Genomic DNA, 18,054 nt, shown 5'->3' with positions numbered 1-18,054 from the left:
GATTTTCAAGGCGAATCCCTGCCATCAGAAGCAGGCGGGCGACCTTGGGCGCGGCGCTGGGGCGCGGACGCGTTCTGCATTACGGTGCGCGAACCGATGAAGGGTTTCGTCATCCCCGAGCGCTGGCGGGGCACGCCGTTGCTCATGGCCTCCAGCCTGATGTTCGCGTTCATGGCGCTGTTTGCCCGCATGCTCTCGGGCCAGCTGTCCGTGGGGCAGATCGTGTGCGGCCGCTTCGTCGTCGGCCTGCTCTTCCTGGCCGTCTACTACCCAGTCGTGGGGCGCAGGCCTCGCCTCGGTCGCCCCGGCCTCTGGGCCCTGCGCGGCATCTTCGGGGGGGCCTCGGTCTACCTGTACTTCGTCTGCATCGAGCGGCTCGCCGTGGGCCCCGCCGTGCTCCTCAACTCGTGCTGGCCCATCTACGGGGCCATCCTCGGCTTCTTCTTCCTGGAGGAGCGCGTCAGCGGCCACCTCCTGGGCGGGCTGGTGGCGGCCACCCTCGGCGCGGGGCTCGTCATCTGGGCCACCTCCCTGGAGATGACGGCCACCATCTCCTCCTTTGGTATCGGCGCGTGGGCGGGCGTCCTCTCGGCCATGCTCAGCGGCGCGGCCGTCGTCGCCATGCGCGCGCTGCGCAACGAGACGGACGCGGCCACCGTCTTCCTCTCCTTCTGTTCCTTCGGCCTGCTGTTCGGCCTGCCCTTCGCCATCAATGACTGGCGGCCCCTGTCCACCGATACGGTGCTGCTGCTGCTGGGCGTGGGGCTCTTCTCCGCGGTGGCGCAGATGGTGTTCACCTACGCCATGGGCTACGTCACCACCGCCATGGGCGGTGTGGGCTCGCAGATCACCCCCGTCTTCTCCTGGGTGCTGGGCGCGCTCTTCCTCGCCGAGCCCATGGCCCCGCTGGCCATCCTCGGTGCGCTGCTGTGCGTGGGCGGCGTGCTCTGGGGAACGGGGATCCTCGGGCGACTGCTCGTGCCCTCGCCGAAACCCTCGGCGCCCCCCACCCCGTAGCGGCGGGAGCTTTCTCCCGTCCGTTTTCTCGCAATCCGGAAAGAACTTCAGCGCTGCGCCGCCGTGGGCAATCGTCGGGGAGGACTAGGTACCCGTCTTCCACTGCGAGTCCGGATTTTTTCCCTCGGTGACCAGCGCGTTTGCCTCGTTGACTTCTAGGCTGCCTGGCGTGGGCATCCGAGTTGCACAGAGCCTCCCCGTCGGCGTCTTGGGAGGCGGATTATGCGGGGATGGCGGTGGGTGTGGCTGGCGGCGTGGGCGTGCTGGGCGGCGGCGGTAGGTGGGTGTGATCGACCGAGCTCGTACGGCAAGGGCGCGCGTGCTTCCTTCGCCGCCAGGCCTCAGGCGCTCGAGTTCGGTCCGGCGGCGGTGGGCTCCACGAAGACGGTGAAGCTGCGGCTGGCCAACGAGGGGCGCGCGTCCATGCGCGTCGAGAGCGCCGTCTCCAGCGTGCCCAACGTGGAGGTGCCGCCCTTCGAGCCGTTCACCTTGAACGCGGGTGGCGAGCACGAACTGGAGGTGCGCTTCACTCCGGATGTGGAGGGCACCATCCAAGGCATGGTGCTCATCCAGACCGACGCGGATGACGAGGGGAACACCGGCGCCCAGGTGGCCGTCGCCGGCCTGGGCGTCAAGGCGTGGGTCGAGGTGAAGAGCCAGGGGCTCGACTTCGGCAACGTGTCGCTGGACACGGTGGAGGTGCGCGAGCTCAAGGTGCGCAACCCCACCAGCGTGGACAGCCCCCTGCGCCTGGCGGTGGCGGGCGCGGACGCGGATCAGTTCTCCTCCAGCGAGGCCGCGCAGGCGCTGACGTTGAGGGCGGGCGAGGAGCGCACCCTCTCGGTCGCCTTCAAGCCGGGGCGGCTGGGCGCGGCCTCCGCGGCGGTACATGTGGAGGTGTGCCCGGACTGCGAGCCGGCCGTCGTCCCGCTGGTGGGCACGGGCATCGCCTCTCAGCTGGAGATCTCCCCGCTGCGCGTGGACTTCGGCCGCGTGGCCGTGGCCGCCACCGCCGAGCAGAGCGTCATGGTGCGCAACCAGGGCACCGAGCCCATCCATTATACGGGCGCGCAGATCCTCTCGGATCCGACCGGCGTCTTCCGCGTGGTGAGCGCGCCGGCGCCCGCCGGCAACGTGCTGCGGCCCGGTGATGCGGCGGAGGTCCGCGTGGCCTTCACCCCCACGGCGCTGGGGCGCGTGCCCGAGGGGCGCGTGCAGATCCAGGTGCAGACCGTCGGCTCCACGGCCCCCGGCCCCAAGGTGGCCCTGGTGGGCGAGGGCGGCTCCTCTTGCATCTCGGTGCAGCCTCGGGCCATCGACTTCGGTGAGGTGGCCGAGGGCATGTCGGCCACCCGCAAGGTGGAGATCTTCAACCGCTGCCGTGAGCAGGTGATGGTGAGCAACCTGCAGATCGACACCCAGCGCGGCGGCTTCTTCACGCTGGCGCAGGCGCCGGCCAGCACGCCTATTGGTCCCAACCAGGCCACCTCCGTGGGTGTCACCTTCACCCCGCGCCCGGGGGCGGGGCAGGGCGCCGCGCGGCTGGCGGTGACGGTGCGTCAGGGGGGCTCCACCGCGACGGAGGCCGTGACGCTGGCGGGCAAGGGCCGCGTCTTCCAGCCGTGCCAGTACGCGCTCAGCCCGCAGAACGTCGACTTCGGAAGCGTGCCGGTGGGCGCCGAGGTGGCGCTCGCGGTGTCGCTGCGCAACACCGGCACCCACGAGTGCTACCTGGCGGGCCTGCAGCTCGCCGCTGGCTCCGACGCGGCCTTCACCGCCGCGCCAGTGGAGAACCGCGTGCTCGCACCGGGCGGGCGGGCCAACCTGCTCGTGCGGTTCAAGCCTTTGTCGGACGGCTCCTTCGGTGGGCTGGCCGAGGGCTGGGTGAACCACCCGAGCGCCGGCCACCCCACGGTGGCCCTGCAGGGCGCGGGCGTGCAGAGCTGCTTCTCCGTGCAGCCCACCCACCTCGAGTTCGGCCTCACCAAGCTGACGTGCGAGCCGCGCACCCGCGAGCTCGTCGCCTACAACCACTGCTCCACCCCCGTCACGGTGTCGAACCTGGCCGTGGAGCAGCAGACCGAGGAGTTCGTGCTGAGCAACGCGCCCGCGTTCCCGGTGACGATCGCCTCGGGTCAGCAGCTCCGGCTGCGCTCCACCTACGTGCCCGCGGATGACGGAGAGGACGCGGCGGCGCTGCGCTTCCTGCTCGAGGACGGCTCCATGTACACCGCCAGCATGGTGGGCCGGGGCGCCACCCTGGCCGAGCAGACCGACGACTTCATGCAGGAGCCCGAGGCCAAGGTCGACGTGCTCTTCGTCGTGGACAACTCGGGCTCGATGATGGAGGAGCAGCAGAGCCTGGGCGCCAACTTCGCGGCCTTCATGAGCGCGGCGCAGATCGCCGGCGTGGACTACCGCATCGGTGTCACCACCACGGGCCTCGATTCGTCTCCGGGCGGCTGGTCCAACTGCCCCGGTGGCGCCGAGGGCGGCGAGAACGGCCGGCTCTTCCCCGTCGACAACTCCAGCCCGCGCGTGATTACGCGCCAGACGCCCAACGCCGCCGGGGTCTTCGCCAACAACACCCAGGTGGGCGTGTGCCACTGGAACGAGCAGGGCCTGGAGGCCGCCTACCGCGCTCTCTCCGCGCCGCTGCTGCACGGGGTGGATGACCCGCGCACTCCGCAGGTGGACGACGGCAACGGCGATTTCCTGCGCTCCGATGCGCGCCTGGCCATCATCTTCGTCACCGACGAGGAGGACTTCTCCACCCAGGACGTGTCCTTCTATGAGACCTACTTCCGGGCGCTGAAGGACAATGACCCGTCCAAGCTGAGCATCTCCGCCATCGCCGGACCGGAGGACCTGGCCACCTGCTCCACCGCGAGCAGCGCGGGCACCCGCTACATCGAACTGGCCCGCGCCACCGGCGGCGTCGTGGAGAGCATCTGCACCCCGAACTGGGCCGAGTCGCTCGAGAAGCTCTCCTCCACCACCTTCGGCCCCAAGCGCAGCTTCCCGCTGTCCGAGGTGCCCGCGGACACCACGCAGATCGTCGTCACCGTGGATGGGGTGCAGGTGACGCAGGGCTGGACCTATGACGCCAGCACCAACTCCATCCTCTTCGACGTGGGCGCGGCGCCCCCGCCCGGGGCTTATATCGAGGTGACCTACCCTCTGGGTTGTTAGGAAAAACCTGGAAACAGGGTGTTTTTGGGGGCGTCCTGGGTAGGGCGCCCCCAGCGTCTTTTTTGCATTTCACTGTTTCTGTACGGAGTGGGGAAATCTCCCTCGACACGGGCGTTGGGGCGCGGCACCGTGAGGGGACGACCATGCCTCCCGAATCCCTACTTGTTGCAGGAGTGGGAGACATCCATGGGCGCTTCCACCGGGTGGAGGCGTGGATGGATGCGCTTGAGGCGGCGCGCGGTCGTCCCGTGGACCTGGTGCTGGCGGTGGGGGACGTAGAGGCGTTCCGGCAGCCGGATGACCACCGGCGCAAGACGGCCAAGCGGGGCATGCCGGCCGAGTTCGCCGAGTACGCGGACGGGAAGCGGCGGATGAAGCGGCCGCTGTATTTCATCGGCGGCAACAACGAGGACTTCGAGGCGCTGCATGACTCGCCTCAGGGGCTGGAGCTCGCGCCCGACGTGCATTACCTGGGGCGCGCGGGGCTGAGCACTCTGAAGGGGCTGCGCATCGCCTACCTGTCGGGCATCCACGCGCCGCGCTTCTTCGATCAGCCGCTGAAGCGGCCCACCTCACTCGACACGGCGAAGCAGGCCGGCTACTTCCGCACGGCCGAGGTGGAGGGTGTCTCCAGCCTGCGGGACGTGGACATCCTGCTGGTACACGAGTGGCCGCGGGGCATCGTCCAGCGCGCGCGGGACGAGGGGCTGTCGAGCCCACGGCCGTTGCCCTCGTACTGGATCGGCAACCCCATCACCCGCCGGCTGGTGGACACGGTGCGGCCGCGCTGGGTGCTTTGTGGGCACTCGCACAAGGCGTTCGCGATGTCGCTCGGAGGGGAGAGTGGCCGCCCGGTGACGCGCATCGCCTGCCTGGATCAGGCCACCGTGGCGGAAGAGGCGGTGTTCTGGCTGGAGTACGAGGGGCGCGAGGCCGTGCGAGGCGGCTGGGGCGTCTCCGGTCAGGTGGCGTGGAAGGCCGGAGAGCGGTGGAACCTCACGCGCCTGCCCGAGCCGACGGCCTCGGGCTCGACGAAGGAAGGGAGCATGCCTCCCTAGGCAGCCGGGGGCGCGGGAGGCAGCACCACGGAGAAGGTGCTGCCCTGGCCCGGCTCGCTGCGCACCCGGATGTGGCCTCCCATGGCCTGCACATGGGAGTGGCAGACGGACAGTCCCAGCCCGGTGCCCTCGCCCACGGAGCGCGTGGTGAAGAAGGGCTCGAAGATGCGAGACACCACCTCGGGGGCCATGCCCTGGCCGGTGTCACTCACCGCGACCACGGCGTTGCCTTGCGCGTCGGCGCTCGTGGTGACGCGGATCTCGTGCTCCTGGGCGTGGCCCTCGGGAATGGCCTGGGCGGCGTTGATCAGCAGGTTGAGGAAGACCTGGGCCAGGCGGTTCTCGTCCGCGAGCACCGGGGGCGGGGTGCCGTAGTCCTTGTGGATCCGGGCCCGGCGGCGCAGCTCGCCGCTGGCGATGCTCAGCACCCGGTCCAGCACCCGGTGCAGCTCCACCCGCTGGGGGCCCTGGGGCTCGGCGCGGGAGAGGGTCCGCAGCTCCTGGATGATGTGGGTCATCCGCGCGGTGCCCTGCAGGGCCTCGTCGATCGCCTCGGTGATCTCCCCCCAGCCCTCGCGCTCCCCGTCGCGCCGGGCCACCTCGCGCACCTCCGCGGCCACGAAGTGCAGGTTGGCGACGACGGAGGCCAGGGGATTGTTGAGCTCGTGCCCCACGCCCGCCGCCAGCGTCCCCATCGCCGCCATCTTCTCGGCGTGGGCGAGCCGCTCGCGCGCGGTCTGGAGCTCCTGGAGCCGGGCCTGCAGGTCGGCGTTGACGGTGGCCAGCTCGGCGGTGCGCTGGTCGACGCGCTCCTGCAGTCGGCGCTCGCGCACGCGCAGCCGGTGGATGCGGAGCAACACCCCGCCGGCCACGCTCAGCGCCAGGGCCAGCGCGCACGCCACGCGGAAGCCCAGGGTCTGGTGCAGGCGCGGCCTCAGCTCGAGCGTCATCTCCGCGCCCGGCGCCGCTCCTCCGCCATCCAGGTACGCCGCCTCCACGCGGAAGCGGTAACGCCCCGGCGGGAGCTGGGAGTAGTAGGCCACGCGCCGCGACCCGGCCCGCACCCAGCCCTTGTCGAAGCTCTCGAGCTGGTAGCGGAAGCTCAGCCGCTGGGGCGCGCGCAGGCCCGCGGACGTGTAGTGGAACTCGATCTGTCCCTCGCCCACGGGGAGGTTGTCCCACTGGGAATCGGGGACCATGCGCCCGTCCACGAGGAGCCCTTCGATGCGCACCGGAGGAGGCGCCTGGCGCTGCTCCTCCTGGCCTGGGGTGTAGGCCACGGCACCCTGGATGGTGGGGAACCACAGCCTGCCGTTCCGGTCCCGCATCCCCGCGGGAGAGCCCAGGCCGTTGCATTCCGCCGAGCGCATCCCGTCCCCCTCGCCATAGGCCCGGGAGGTGACGCGCGCCCGTTGGCCCTCGGCCACCGCCTCCAGCTCCGCGAGGGCCACGCGGAACACGCCCTTGTTGCAGCTCATCCACAGGTGGCCGCGTCCGTCCGGGAGGATCGCGAAGATGCGATCGTCGAAGAGCCCCTCGGCCGTGGAGAAGTGTCGAAGCTGCCCCTCCTTCCAGCGGTAGAGCCCATCATTGGTGCCGATCCAGAGCACGCCCTGCTCCGCCTCGTGGAGGGCCCGGGGGGCGTGCGGCAACGGCCCCTGCTCGGGTGCCAGCGGGACAGCGCTCCCGTGGAGCAGGTGGACCAGACCTCCGGTGCCCGTGCCGATCCAGAGGCCTCCCACGGCGCTCGGACTCAGCAGGGTGATCTCCGTGCCAGGAAGCCCCTCGGGAGGCGTGAAGGGCTCGAAGCGCTCTCCACTCCACCGGAAGAGGCCCGTCGGGGTGCCAACCCAGAGCGTGCCTCCCGCGTCCACGGCGAGCTGGTACGCCCGCATGTCCCGCAGCCCCTGGTCGGCTCCATAGGAGGTGAAGGCTCCGCCCCGCAGGCGGCTGAGGCCCACCCGCGTCCCGAACCACATGCTGCCGTCCGGCGTCTCGGCGATGGAGCGGACCCGGTCCAGGATGAGCCCGTCACGCGTCGTCCACGTCGTCATCTTCCCGTCGTGCCAGCGGCTCACGCCCCCGCCCACGGTGCCGAACCAGAGGCTGCCGTCACGCGCCTCCAGCAGGGACAGCACCATCTCGTGTGCCAGGCCCTCCGGTGGCCCGTAAGGGGTGAAGGGCGCGTCCTGGAGCTGGTGCAGCCCCCGGGCCTCCGTGCCCACCCAGAGGTTGCCCTCGGCGTCCTCGAACAGCTCGGCCACCAGGCTGCCCGCCAGCGCGTGCCCCGCCGGCAGCACCGAGCGCTCTCCGTTGGCCAGCCGGAGCAGCCCATGGCCCAGGCTGCCCACCCAGAGGCTGCCCGCGCGATCCACGAGGAAGATGGAGTGGGGCGCGCCCGGAGTGCTCGCCTCGGGTACCCGCCGCAAGCTCCCGTTCTGGAGCCGGTAGACGTCTCCCTCCTCGGTGCCGGCCCAGAGCGTGCCTTCACGATCGAACACCACCGCGCGCACCGTCACGTTGGCTTTGCCCTCGAAGGGGAGGGGAGAGGACCACGCGGTGCCGCTCCAGCGCTGCAAGCCGCCCGCGCCTCCGACCCAGATCGCTCCATCCGGGGCCTCGGTGAGCACCTGCAACTGGTCGCTGGCGAGCCCATCGGCCATCCGCCACGTCTGGAAGCGGCCCTCGGAGAGCCTCGCGAGCCCATGCTCCTCCGTGGCGATCCACAAGCTCCCATCGCGGGCAGCCTGGAGATCGGTCGGATCGCCCAGGACCATGCCCTCGGGCGGGTCGATGAGCTGGAAGGTGCCCTCCCGCATGCGGACCAGTCCCTCCTTGAAGCCGATCCACAGCGTCCCGTCCCGAGTGGTCGCCAGGCGGGTGACGGTGCGGCCAGGGAGCCCGGGCGTGTTGCCCTTCTCGAACACGGTGAAGCGCGCCCCGTCGAAGCGCACCAGCCCCTCCCAGGTGCCACCCCAGAGGTAGCCGTCCGGCGTCTGCGCCAGGGCCAGGATGCTGTTCTGCGGCAGCCCGTCCGCCGTCTGCCACGCGTGGTGGGGGAACTGGGACAGCGCCTTGCCCGGCTCCAGGGCCCAGGCGCTCCGGGCCCCCACCAGCACGAGCGCGACGAGCGCCAGGGGCCACAGGCGCGCGAGGGCACCGAGCAGCATCCCGCTCACGCGCGGCTTACTTCGTGGCCTGCTGGCGGAAGACCTCTTCGGCCAGCGCATAGGTGTCGCGCTGGTTGGGATGGAAGCCCGGCCGAAAGTACTCCAGGAAGATGGACACCGCGCGCACCGCCATCCGCGTGGGGCCGAACAGCAGCGTCTTGAGGTCCCTCCACGTGCGCTTGCTCCACAGCACGCCATCCTGCCGAAGCAGCATGACCATGCCCACGCCGATGAAGCCCGCCACCACCAGCGCGCCCAGCAGCGCCCCCAGCATTCGCAGCAGGAAGGAGCCGCTGGTGGCCTTCAGCAGCTCGAAGGCGAGCGCCTTGTGTTCGATCTCCTCGGCCGCGTGCCACTCCCACATCTCCTTCATCACCGGCTCGGCGCTCTCGAGCATGCGGCTCGAGAGGATGATCTCCCCCAGCAGCGCCGTGAGGTGCTCGAAGCCCGCGATGGTGGCCACGCTGATGCGCGAGCCCAGCCTGCGCTCGAACCACTGGCTGAAGATGTGCTCGGAGGCGTTGAGGTAGCCCTCGATCTGGTAGCCCTGGGCCTTGAGGTTCTGCAGGTACTTGGCGTGAACGAAGGAGTGGGTGGACTCCTGCCCCATGAAGCCGCGGATCTGCCGGGCGAAGTCCGGCTCCTCCAGGTTCGGCAGGCGCGCGCGCATCACCCGCGCCATGAAGTCCTCGAAGGAGACGACGAACAGGTTGATGGCGTTGAAGAAGTGGCTCTGCACCGGGCTGCCCGCCAGCCAGTGCTTGGAGATGGAGCTGGGGAAGGAGAACGCCGTGCGCCGGGGCCGCAGCCGCGCCGGATCGAGCGGCCGCGGCTCGAAGCGGGGCATCGCCTGCACGAAGGTGGAGGGAGACCCTGGGCTGAGCCGAGGTGCGACGGCGGCGCTGGAGGCAGTCATGTCGGCTCCTGGATGCGGCGCATGCGGGACTGCGGGGAGACCGAGGCAGAGATCGTGCCGGCCTCAAGTGCTTGAAATATCGAGGGTATTGGCCGAACCGCGCTTCGCGCTTGAATCGACATGGTCGATACTTCCCTGGATCTCGTCCTGCTTCAGGGGACTTGGCGAGTGCTTCGTCCGTGAAGCCCGTTCCTTCAACAGCGAAGGAGGGCGAAGGCGTTACTCCGGGTTCTGTGCCCTGTTGGACAGGGACCAGCCCACGGGAGCAGCCCCGCGGTGCGTGGCAGTTGTAATTCTACGGACACGCTGCAATTTCGTCCAGAGCCTTTGGGGGATTCCCCTGGCTTTCGCGACTTTGGTGCGGAGCGTCATTCCCAGCGGATGTCGAGGTCGAAGTCCTCGGGGCCGTGCCGGATGATGGCGATAGCGCCTCCGTGGACAGCCATGACATCGAAGGCCGAGAGGCACAGGCCCCGGTAGAACTCGGGGGCGATGGGGATGCCGCGGAAGCGCACGCAGTAGTGGCGCGGGCCAAGCTGCTCGGAGGTGCGCTCGCCGAAGTTGCTGTTGCGGCCGATGAACTCGCCGGCCTTGCGCATCAGCCGCTCCGGGCCGACCACGTTGAGCGCGGTGAGCTGGATCTTCCCCAGCAGTGTCTCCCGGTAGCCGTGGAACATGCGCCGGCCCACGGCCTGGAGGCCCTCGGGCAGCGGCTTTTCGGGAAAGAAGCGCCGGGCGAGCCACTCCAGCAGGGCGACATACCGGTCCACCGGCACCTCGGCAGGCATGTCCCGGGTGCCGCCGCACAGCTGGATGACCTCCGCCATCTCCAGGGAGCCGGCCGCCACGCCCACGCCGCGCAGCAGGCCCTCGACGGCACTGTTCTTGAAGGCCCGCGAGTCCTGGCCCATCAGAAGCGTCCCATGAGCACCGCGCCCCGAGGGCCGGCGGATACCCGGAGGGTGGTCTCCTGAGGGCGTGGGTCCTCGCGCCGGCCATGGAGGAGCAGCGGCACGGCCAGGCCGAACGCCGTGCCCATCACCGCGCCGGTGGCCACGTCGGTCAGGTAGTGCTTGTCGGCGCCCATGCGCAGCAGGCCCACGGAGGTGGCCACGGGCAGCCCCACCGCCCAGATCCACCCGCGGTGCTTGTAGCCACGCAGCTCGGCCACGGTGCCCGCCGACACCACCAGCGCGAAGGCGAGGGTGGTGTGCCCGCTATAGAAGGAGAGGTTGTTGTCGGTGGGGTGCGCGGTGAGGCCCTTCTCGTCCTCGGGCAGCACGTGGACGAAGGGGCGCTCGCGGCCGGCGATGAACTTCACCGTCTGGTTGAGCACCGCCGCCAGCACCGCCGACTCGATGATGATGCCCGCGTCCTCGAAGAAGATGCGCCGGTCCGCGCCGCTGCCGTGCGCCAGGGCGTACTGAGCGCCCAGCACGCCCGCCGGGAGCAGGCCGAAGTCGACGATGTTGCTCCAGGTGTCCGCTCGCTTGCGCGCCTCGGGGGTGGAGCCCGCGAGGCCCCGGCCCCAGCGGTCCAGGCGGTTGAGTCGGTCGGTCCCATCGGGCGCCCGGTCGCACCAGCGGCACGTGGCAGGGGCGAGATCGTCCTTGAAGAGGGCCTCGCTGCCGATCCACAGCACGGCCCCCGCGCCGGTGATTAGCCCGTCGCGGGTCCAGTTGAAGCGCAGCTCATGGACCTGGGGTGCGGCCTCGGCCGAGGGGCGCGCCTCCGAGGGCACAGGGGATGCAGCGAGCAGGGAGGCGAGCGCCAGAACACAGTGTGAGGGCAGCACGGAAGGAAGCATAAACGGCCGCACCTCGGACGTTCTACACTCCGCCCACGGAATGTCCCGTCCCAACCGCACCCTCCAGGTCTTCCCCGACGCGAGTCGGCGCCAGCAAGTGCTGCGCGCCGCACGGGAAACGCGCGGCCTGGTGCTGGGAACGGGTTGTCTGACGTGGGACGAATTCGTGAACGCGCTGGGTGGAGCAGGCGAGCTGAACCGGCGCCCGTGTCCGGTCGCGACCTCGCACGTCCTGATGGGCGCGCTGGCGCAGGGGTTGGAGGAGACGCCCTTCGGGGACTTCGTGAACGAGCCGGCCTTCGCGCGTGCGGCGCTGGAGCTGGTGCTCGACATGAAGGCGGGCCGGCTGACGCCGCGCGAGCTGCAGGATGCCATCGAGGTGCTCCCCGTGGAGCGCCGGCCGCGCGCGCGGGTGCTCGCGCGTCTGTATGACGGCTACGAGCGGCGCATGGCGGAGCTGGGCCTGGCGGACCGAGAGGACGTGCTGCGAGGCTCGCGCGAGGCGCTGATGCGGGGCGCGTGGCCCGAGGCCTGGGAGGACGTGGGGGCGCTGGTGCTGCACGGGGTGTACGACGTGCGCCCGTCCGGGCTGGAGCTGCTGCTGAGGCTGGCGACGGTATGCGAGGCGCGGCGCGTCTCGCTGCGGGTGGAGACGCCGGTGGGAGGCTCGCAGGCGGCGGACGCGGCGCTGGCGGCTCTCTTCCGTGCCTTCGAGAACCGCGGCGAGCTCGTGGGCCATGTGGACCTCTTCAAGGCGGACCTCACCTTCGACAAGCGCCCGTTGACCGAGCTGGGGCGACACCTCTTCTCTCCGCGAGTCGCGCGGGGGACGCAGGCGCCGAAGGGCGATGCGCTGCGGATGTGGAGCGTGGCCACGGCACGGGACGAGGCTCGGCAGATCGCCCGCGACGTGCGCCGGCTGGTGTCGGACGGGGTGGCGCCGGACCGGATCGCCGTGGCCTGGCGCGAGCCGGGGCCGGAGGCGCGGTGGATGGCCGAGGCCCTGGAGGAGCTGGGCGTACCGGCGCGCCTGCCCTGGGGTGAGCCGCTGGCACTGGTGGGGCCGGTGCGGCTGGCGCTGGGCCTGCCGCTGCTCGTCGAGGACGGCTTTCCCGCCGAGCGCGTGGCGGAGTTGGTGGCGAGCCGCTACGCCTCGACACTCTCCCGAGGCGCGCCACAGGCACCGGCCACGCTCTTCACGCTGGCGGCGCTGCGGGATGACCGGCTAGGCGCCTCGCGCGGGCGAGGGGCCTACGATGTGCGGCTCGAGAGCCTGGCTCGGCGCATGGTGGCCTCCAAGGACGCGCGTGCTTACTCCGCGCGCCTGCTGCGCGAACGCTGCGTGAAGTTGATCGAGGAGTGCCGCCGCATCCCCACCGAGGCCAGCGCGCTGGAGATGCTCAGTGCCTGGTGGCACGGGGTGCGGCAGCTGGGGCTGATGGACTCGGAGGGCGAGCTGCAGCCGCGCGAGGAGGGCCTGCTGGGCGAGTACGCGCTGGAGGCCCGGGTTCGCGACGATGCCGCGCGCCGGGCCCTTCAGCTCCGGGTGGGCGAGCTGGAGCGGGCGCTGCGCCGGGTGGGAGGAGGCCCGCGCCTGACGCGGCGCACCTTCGGGCGGTGGCTGGCGGACGCGGTGCGGGATGCGCACCTGCCGCCCCGGGGGCCGGCTTCGGGCGCCGTGGAGGTGCTGGACATCCGCGAGCTGCCGGGACGGACCTTCGGCTACCTCTTCCTGGCGGGGATGACGGAAGGGCGCTTCCCGGGCCGCGAGGAGCCGCACCCGCTGCTCGGGGATGCCGATCGCAACGAGCTCAACAAGCACCTGCGGCGCGACGTCTTCCGGCTGACGGGCGGCGAGTTCGACGACCGGGCGCCCTGGCGCCTCACCGAGGATCGGCTGCTCTTCGCCAGCGCGCTGGTGGCGGCCGAGGAGCGGGTGAGCCTGTCCTTCGGGGCGGCGGGGGCGGGAGGGCAGGAGCAGGTGCCCTCGGCCTTCCTGGAGGAGGTGCGGCGGCTCACGGGCTTGAAGTACGAGGCGCGCTCGCTGATGGCGGTGCCGCCGCTGGACGAGGTGCTCACGGAGCCGGAGCTGCGCCAGCGCGTGGCGCTGGAGACGATGGCTCAGCCTCGGCTGCGGGTCACCGAGCCGGATGTGGCGGCGTCGATCCTCAAGCGGCGCTTCGAGGACGAGGTCTGGTACGCCGCCGCGCGAGAGCTGGCGCACGTGGAAGTCGAGCGCCTGCACTTCTTCAGCAATCCCAGCACCCGGGTGGGCCCGCACTCGGGCGCGGTGGAGGGGCTGGATGAGGCGCTGCGGGAGACCTTCCGCTTCGACATCACCCGTCCGCTGTCGGCCTCGGCGCTGGCACGCTTCGGCAACTGTGGCTTCCAGGGCTTCCTGACGTACGGGCTGAAGGTGGCCGAGCCGGAGGAGCCGGGCGAGGAGTTCGACGCGCGCGGGCGCGGCACGTTCTGGCACCGCGTGGTGGAGGAGGTCTTCCAGCGGCTGCAGAAGAAGGGGTTGCTGGGCAAGGGCCTGGAGGAGATCCCGGAGGAGGTGCTGAACGAAGCGCTGGCCGATGCGGTGCGCTACTTCGAGGAGCGCCACCACGTGGGGCACCCGGCGCTGTGGCAGTTGGCCAAGGAGCGGGCGAAGTCGATGGTCCGGCGCATCCTGGCGGACGAGCGGCGGGGCCTGCCCTTCGAGAAGTACGAGCCGCAGGGCTTCGAGCTGAAGTTCGGTCCGGGGGCGGACGAGGACACGTGGCAGAACGTGTTCCTCTACGCGGGCAAGGAGGCCATCTACTTCGAGGGGAAGATCGACCGGCTGGACAAGGGCGCCGAGGACGTGGGCGTCATCGACTACAAGTCGGGCCGGCTGGAGGAGCGCACGCTGCGCAAGCGGCTGCTGTCCTCGGACTTCCAGTTGCCGCTCTACCTCTATGCGGCGCGGGCGAGCGGCCACCAGAAGGCGCGCAAGGCGGCGTGGTTCTCACTGCGCACGGGCGCGGCGGTGCATCTGGACGAGGTGCTTTCACCGCAGGAAGTGGAGGGGATGCTCTCCACGGAGCCGGAGGTGCGCGCGAAGCTGAAGGAGGAGGGTGGCCTCAACCTGGCCAACGCGGTGGAGGACCTGGTGCTCGCGACGCGGGAGGGGAAGTTCGCGATGCGGCCCAAGGACTGCGGAGGGTGCGGCTACCGCGCGGTGTGCCGGATTACGGAGCGGCGGGTGGTGGAGGAGGGGGCATGAGCGAGGTGTCGCCCCTGGCGCTGGAGCGCAACCTCGCATTGATGGCGGGCGCCGGAGCGGGAAAGACGTACAGCCTGGTGACGATGGTGCTGCACCTGCTCGCGGGAGCGCGGCAGGCGGGGCCTCCCGTGAAGCCCGCGCGGCTGTGCATGCTGACGTTCACGGACAAGGCGGCCGCGGAGATGCGCGCGCGCACGCGCTCCCGCCTGGACGCGCTGGCACAGGGCGAGGCGCGGGAGCCGGAGCTGCGCGCCTCGCTGGATCGGCTGGGGCGTCCCTTTCCCTCGCAGGACACGTGGCGCGCGCTGCGCGAGGACCTGGGCGCGGCGACGGTGGGAACGTTCCACTCGCTCTGTGGGCAACTGTTGCGGCGCGCACCGCCCGGACTGGGCATCGATCCCTCCTTCGAGGTGCTCGACGAGCTGGAGGCGCTCGGGCTGGTGCAGGACGTGTGCGAGCGCGTGGTGCTGGACGCGCTGGAGGCGGGCGACGCGCAGGTGCGCGAGCTGTGCCAGGAGCTGACGTTCTCCGGCTCGGGATTCTCCGATGGGCTCGTGGCCTGCTTGCGGCAGGTCTACGGCAAGCTGCGAGAGGAGGGCCTGCGAGCGGCCTCCGCCAGCATCGCCAGCGCGGAGGAGGCCCGCGCGGAGCTGGAGGCGCTCATCCGTGAAGCCTTGGGACACTGCGACGCGGCGCGCGGGCTGGATGCCAAGGGCGAGTGGAGCCGCCTGGTGGGCGCCTTCGAGCGCGCGCTGAAGGGGATGACGCCGGAGAACATCTCCGAGGCGGACCGGCTGTCCTCGCTCAAGGCGGCGTTCCTGGCTGACAACCGCAACTTCGCGCGACTGAGCAAGGGCGCCGCGGGGCCCATCCGGTCGTTGTACTGGCTGACCTTCGGCAAGAGTGATGACTCGGTGCTGCGGCTGGAGGACGCGCTGGCCGCGTGGCGGTCCGCGCCGTTCGAGGCCACCTTCCGGGAGCTGTTGGGCCGAGTGGAGGAGCGCCACGAGGTCGAGTTCTCCCGGCGCAACGTCTTCGACTTCACCGCCCTGCTGGTGAAGGCGCGCGATCTGCTGCGAGACCACCCGCCCTTTCGCCTCCAGGTGCAGCAGCGGATGGGCGCGCTGCTGGTGGATGAGTTCCAGGACACCAACCGGCTGCAATTGGAGCTGGTGCTGCTGCTGGCGGAGCGGCGCGAGGGTGGGCCTCGGCATATCCCCTCGGGCGAGGAACTCCAGAGCGTGCTTCCGCTGGAGCCCGCGTTCCTGTGCGCGGTGGGTGACCGCAAGCAGTCCATCTACGAGTTCCGCGGCGCGGATGTCTCCGTCTTCACTCTGCTGGCGAGGAAGATCGAGTCCGAGGGAGGCGCGCGGGACTTCCTGCGCCACAACCGCCGCTCGGTGCCGGCACTGCTGGACTTCTTCAACCGGGCCTTCGCGGGAGTGCTGGTGGCCAGCGAGCCGCCTCGGCCCTACGAGGTGGAGTACGTCCCGGCGGAGGACGACCTCTCGCCGGTGCGCACCGGGCTGGCGGAAGGGCCCGCCGTGGAGCGGCTGCTCATCGGTGAAGCGGCGTCCACGGCGGAGGCTCGGGATAACGACGCCGAGGCAGTGGCCCGGCGCCTGCGGGTGATGTTGGCCCCGGGCGCGCTTCCGTGCGTGACGAACGAGGACGGGCAGAGCCTGCGCCCTGCTCGGGGTGGAGACGTGGCCCTGCTGCTGCGGACCTTCACGCACCTGGAGGTGTACCGCCAGGCGCTCATTCGCCACGGCGTTCCCCACCGCGTGCTGCGCGGACGCGGCTTCTACGGCGCCCAGGAGGTGCTGGACCTGGCCTCGCTGCTGGCGCTGCTGTCGGACGCGGACGATGCGCTCGCCCTGGCGGCCGTGCTGCGCTCACCGCTGGTGGGCCTGTCGGACGCCTCGCTCTTCCGGCTGACGGGCGAGAACGGGCTGTCGCTGGCGGAGGTACAGAAGCGAGACCTGTCCAAGTTCGAGATTCCCGTGCGCGAGCGGCTCCGGCTGGAGCGCTTCCTGGCGGCGTTGCCATCGCTGCGGCGGGAGCGGGATCGTCTCGGCGTGCGTGCCCTGCTGCAGGTGGCCCTGGACGTGACGGGCTACCGCGAGGCGATGGCGGGCACGCCGTACGCGGAGCAGGTGAGCGCGAACATCGACAAGCTGCTCGCCCTGGCGGGCCGGCGAGACGAGCGGGGCACGGGGGGCTGTGTGGCGTTCGCCCGCGAGCTGCGGATGCTGGCCGACTCGGACCCGACGGAGGCTCAGGCGGATCTGCTGGATGCGGGGGATCCGCGCGCGGTGCAACTGCTCACCATTCACCGGGCCAAGGGGCTCGAGTGGCCGGTGGTGGTGGTGCCCGCGTTGGGAGGCAAGCGCCGCAACACCGGCGCTCGCGCCTACTTCGAGCGGACCCACGGACTGGCCCTGCGGCCGTGGCTGCCGGACACCCTGGCGGACTTCAGCTCCGCCCGCTTCGAGCGGGTGAAGGAGGAGCTCAAGGCCCGCGAACTGGCCGAGTACCGGCGCCTGCTCTACGTGGCGCTCACGCGAGCGCGGGACATGCTCATCCTCTCCGGCTCGGCGGAGCGTGGAGCCTCCGACTCCTGGTGGCACATGCTGGACGGGCGCCTGGACGTGGACTCGGGGCTGCGCGCGCGGGTGGATGATCTGGACGTGGCCAGGCTGCCGCCGCCCGCCGATCCGCTGCCGCCGAGTGAGGAGGCCCTTCAGGAGGCGGAAGGCCGTGTCGAGGCCGCCGTGCAACGTGTCCGGGAGAAGGGCACGCTGCCGGATCCACAGCTTGCCCTCGCCCCGGCTGCGGCGCTCCAGGACTTCATGGCGTGCCCGAGGCGCTATCGCTACGTGCATCAAATGGGGATGCGCGGCCAGCGGCCCTGGGAGCTGCCCGCGCGGAGCATTCCACCCTGGGTCGAGCCCGAGGCCTGGCTGGAGATGCGAGGGCCGGAGCAACTCGTCCCGCTGCTTTTGAAGGACGTGGATCCACGCCTGGCGGAGGCACCGGCCTCGGAGCGTCGCGCGCACTTGGAGACGCTGCTGCGGCGCACGGGCCGGCTCCCGGACGACGAGGGGATGGAGGAGGTGCTGAAGATGGGAGAGCGCTTCCTCGCCACCGCGTTCGCTCGAGGGCTGGCCACGAGCCCGTCCGCGAGCCTCCACCGAGCGCTGCCCTTCGTGCTGGAACTCTCGCCGAAGGGCGCACCGAGCCGGGTGGCGGTGGAAGGCGAAATCGATCTGCTCTGGGAGACCCCGCAGGGGGAGGCCTGGGTGCTGGCATACCGGCCGGGGAAGCGCCACCCGCTGGGTGCGGCGGCGTACGCGCACGAGCTGGTGGCGCAAGGGCTCGCGGCCAGGCGTCTGGTGCGCGACGAAGTGACTGTACGGGTAGGCGTGCTCTTCCTCGGAGAGCCCTCGCCGGAGCCGGAACTGCTCACCATTCCCGGAGGGCTGGAAGAGGCCGCGGGGCGGCTGGAAGAGGCCGTGCGGGCCCTGGCGCGCGGCGATCTCCGGAGGGAGTGGCCAGGGCGGGAGAGGGCAACCTGTCAGGCCCTCCATTGTGGCTTCTCGGAACACTGTCACCCCTCCCCCAGTGCGTGCTAAGGCGGCAGC

The 18,054-nt window shown here is 71.0% G+C and carries 9 protein-coding genes; 5 read left to right on the top strand and 4 right to left on the bottom strand.

The annotated features are described in order from the left end of the window. Positions 1–96 precede the first annotated feature (96 nt). The 3 genes from SYV04_RS02710 (at position 97) to SYV04_RS02700 (ending at position 5,267) form a co-directional block, all read left to right on the top strand. Positions 97–1,017 (top strand): DMT family transporter, encoded by a 921-nt coding sequence (locus SYV04_RS02710; RefSeq protein WP_321543984.1) that lies wholly within the window; start codon positions 97–99, stop codon positions 1,015–1,017. Positions 1,018–1,239: 222 nt separating this feature from the next. Beyond that, on the top strand, positions 1,240–4,209 hold the full coding sequence (locus SYV04_RS02705) for a choice-of-anchor D domain-containing protein (protein WP_321543983.1): 2,970 nt from the start codon (positions 1,240–1,242) through the stop codon (positions 4,207–4,209). Positions 4,210–4,352: 143 nt separating this feature from the next. Continuing rightward, positions 4,353–5,267 carry a metallophosphoesterase family protein gene (locus SYV04_RS02700; protein ID WP_321543982.1) on the top strand — a complete coding sequence of 305 codons (915 nt, stop codon included), beginning with the start codon at positions 4,353–4,355 and terminating at the stop codon, positions 5,265–5,267. Here the strand turns inward: SYV04_RS02700 and SYV04_RS02695 are convergent. The 4 genes from SYV04_RS02695 to SYV04_RS02680 form a co-directional block, all read right to left on the bottom strand. Continuing rightward, positions 5,264–8,437 carry a sensor histidine kinase gene (locus tag SYV04_RS02695; RefSeq protein ID WP_321544469.1) on the bottom strand — a complete coding sequence of 1,058 codons (3,174 nt, stop codon included), beginning with the start codon at positions 8,435–8,437 and terminating at the stop codon, positions 5,264–5,266. The genes SYV04_RS02700 and SYV04_RS02695 overlap by 4 nt on opposite strands. A 16-nt stretch (positions 8,438–8,453) precedes the next feature. After that, entirely contained in the window at positions 8,454–9,353 is a 900-nt protein-coding gene (locus tag SYV04_RS02690) for a metal-dependent hydrolase (RefSeq protein WP_321543981.1), read from the bottom strand. Between the two features lie 368 nt (positions 9,354–9,721). Beyond that, complete coding sequence (locus SYV04_RS02685) at positions 9,722–10,264, bottom strand: DUF2378 family protein (protein ID WP_321543980.1); 543 nt, start codon at positions 10,262–10,264, stop codon at positions 9,722–9,724. After that, on the bottom strand, positions 10,264–11,160 hold the full coding sequence (locus SYV04_RS02680; RefSeq protein WP_321543979.1) for a phosphatase PAP2 family protein: 897 nt from the start codon (positions 11,158–11,160) through the stop codon (positions 10,264–10,266). Before SYV04_RS02680 ends, SYV04_RS02685 begins: the two co-directional genes overlap by 1 nt. A 40-nt stretch (positions 11,161–11,200) precedes the next feature. On the opposite strand from SYV04_RS02680, the gene SYV04_RS02675 reads away from it, so the two are divergent. Further along, the gene (locus tag SYV04_RS02675) at positions 11,201–14,410 is read left to right on the top strand and encodes a PD-(D/E)XK nuclease family protein (RefSeq protein WP_321543978.1); all 3,210 of its coding nucleotides are present in this window, start codon (positions 11,201–11,203) and stop codon (positions 14,408–14,410) included. After that, complete coding sequence (locus SYV04_RS02670) at positions 14,407–18,045, top strand: UvrD-helicase domain-containing protein (RefSeq protein WP_321543977.1); 3,639 nt, start codon at positions 14,407–14,409, stop codon at positions 18,043–18,045. The genes SYV04_RS02675 and SYV04_RS02670 overlap by 4 nt, the downstream gene beginning before the upstream one ends. Positions 18,046–18,054 lie beyond the last annotated feature (9 nt).

The organism is Hyalangium ruber, from assembly GCF_034259325.1.
GTDB lineage: Bacteria > Myxococcota > Myxococcia > Myxococcales > Myxococcaceae > Hyalangium_A > Hyalangium_A rubrum.
Note: the sequence above shows the minus strand (reverse complement) of the source record. Positions and strands in the feature narration are given on the sequence as shown.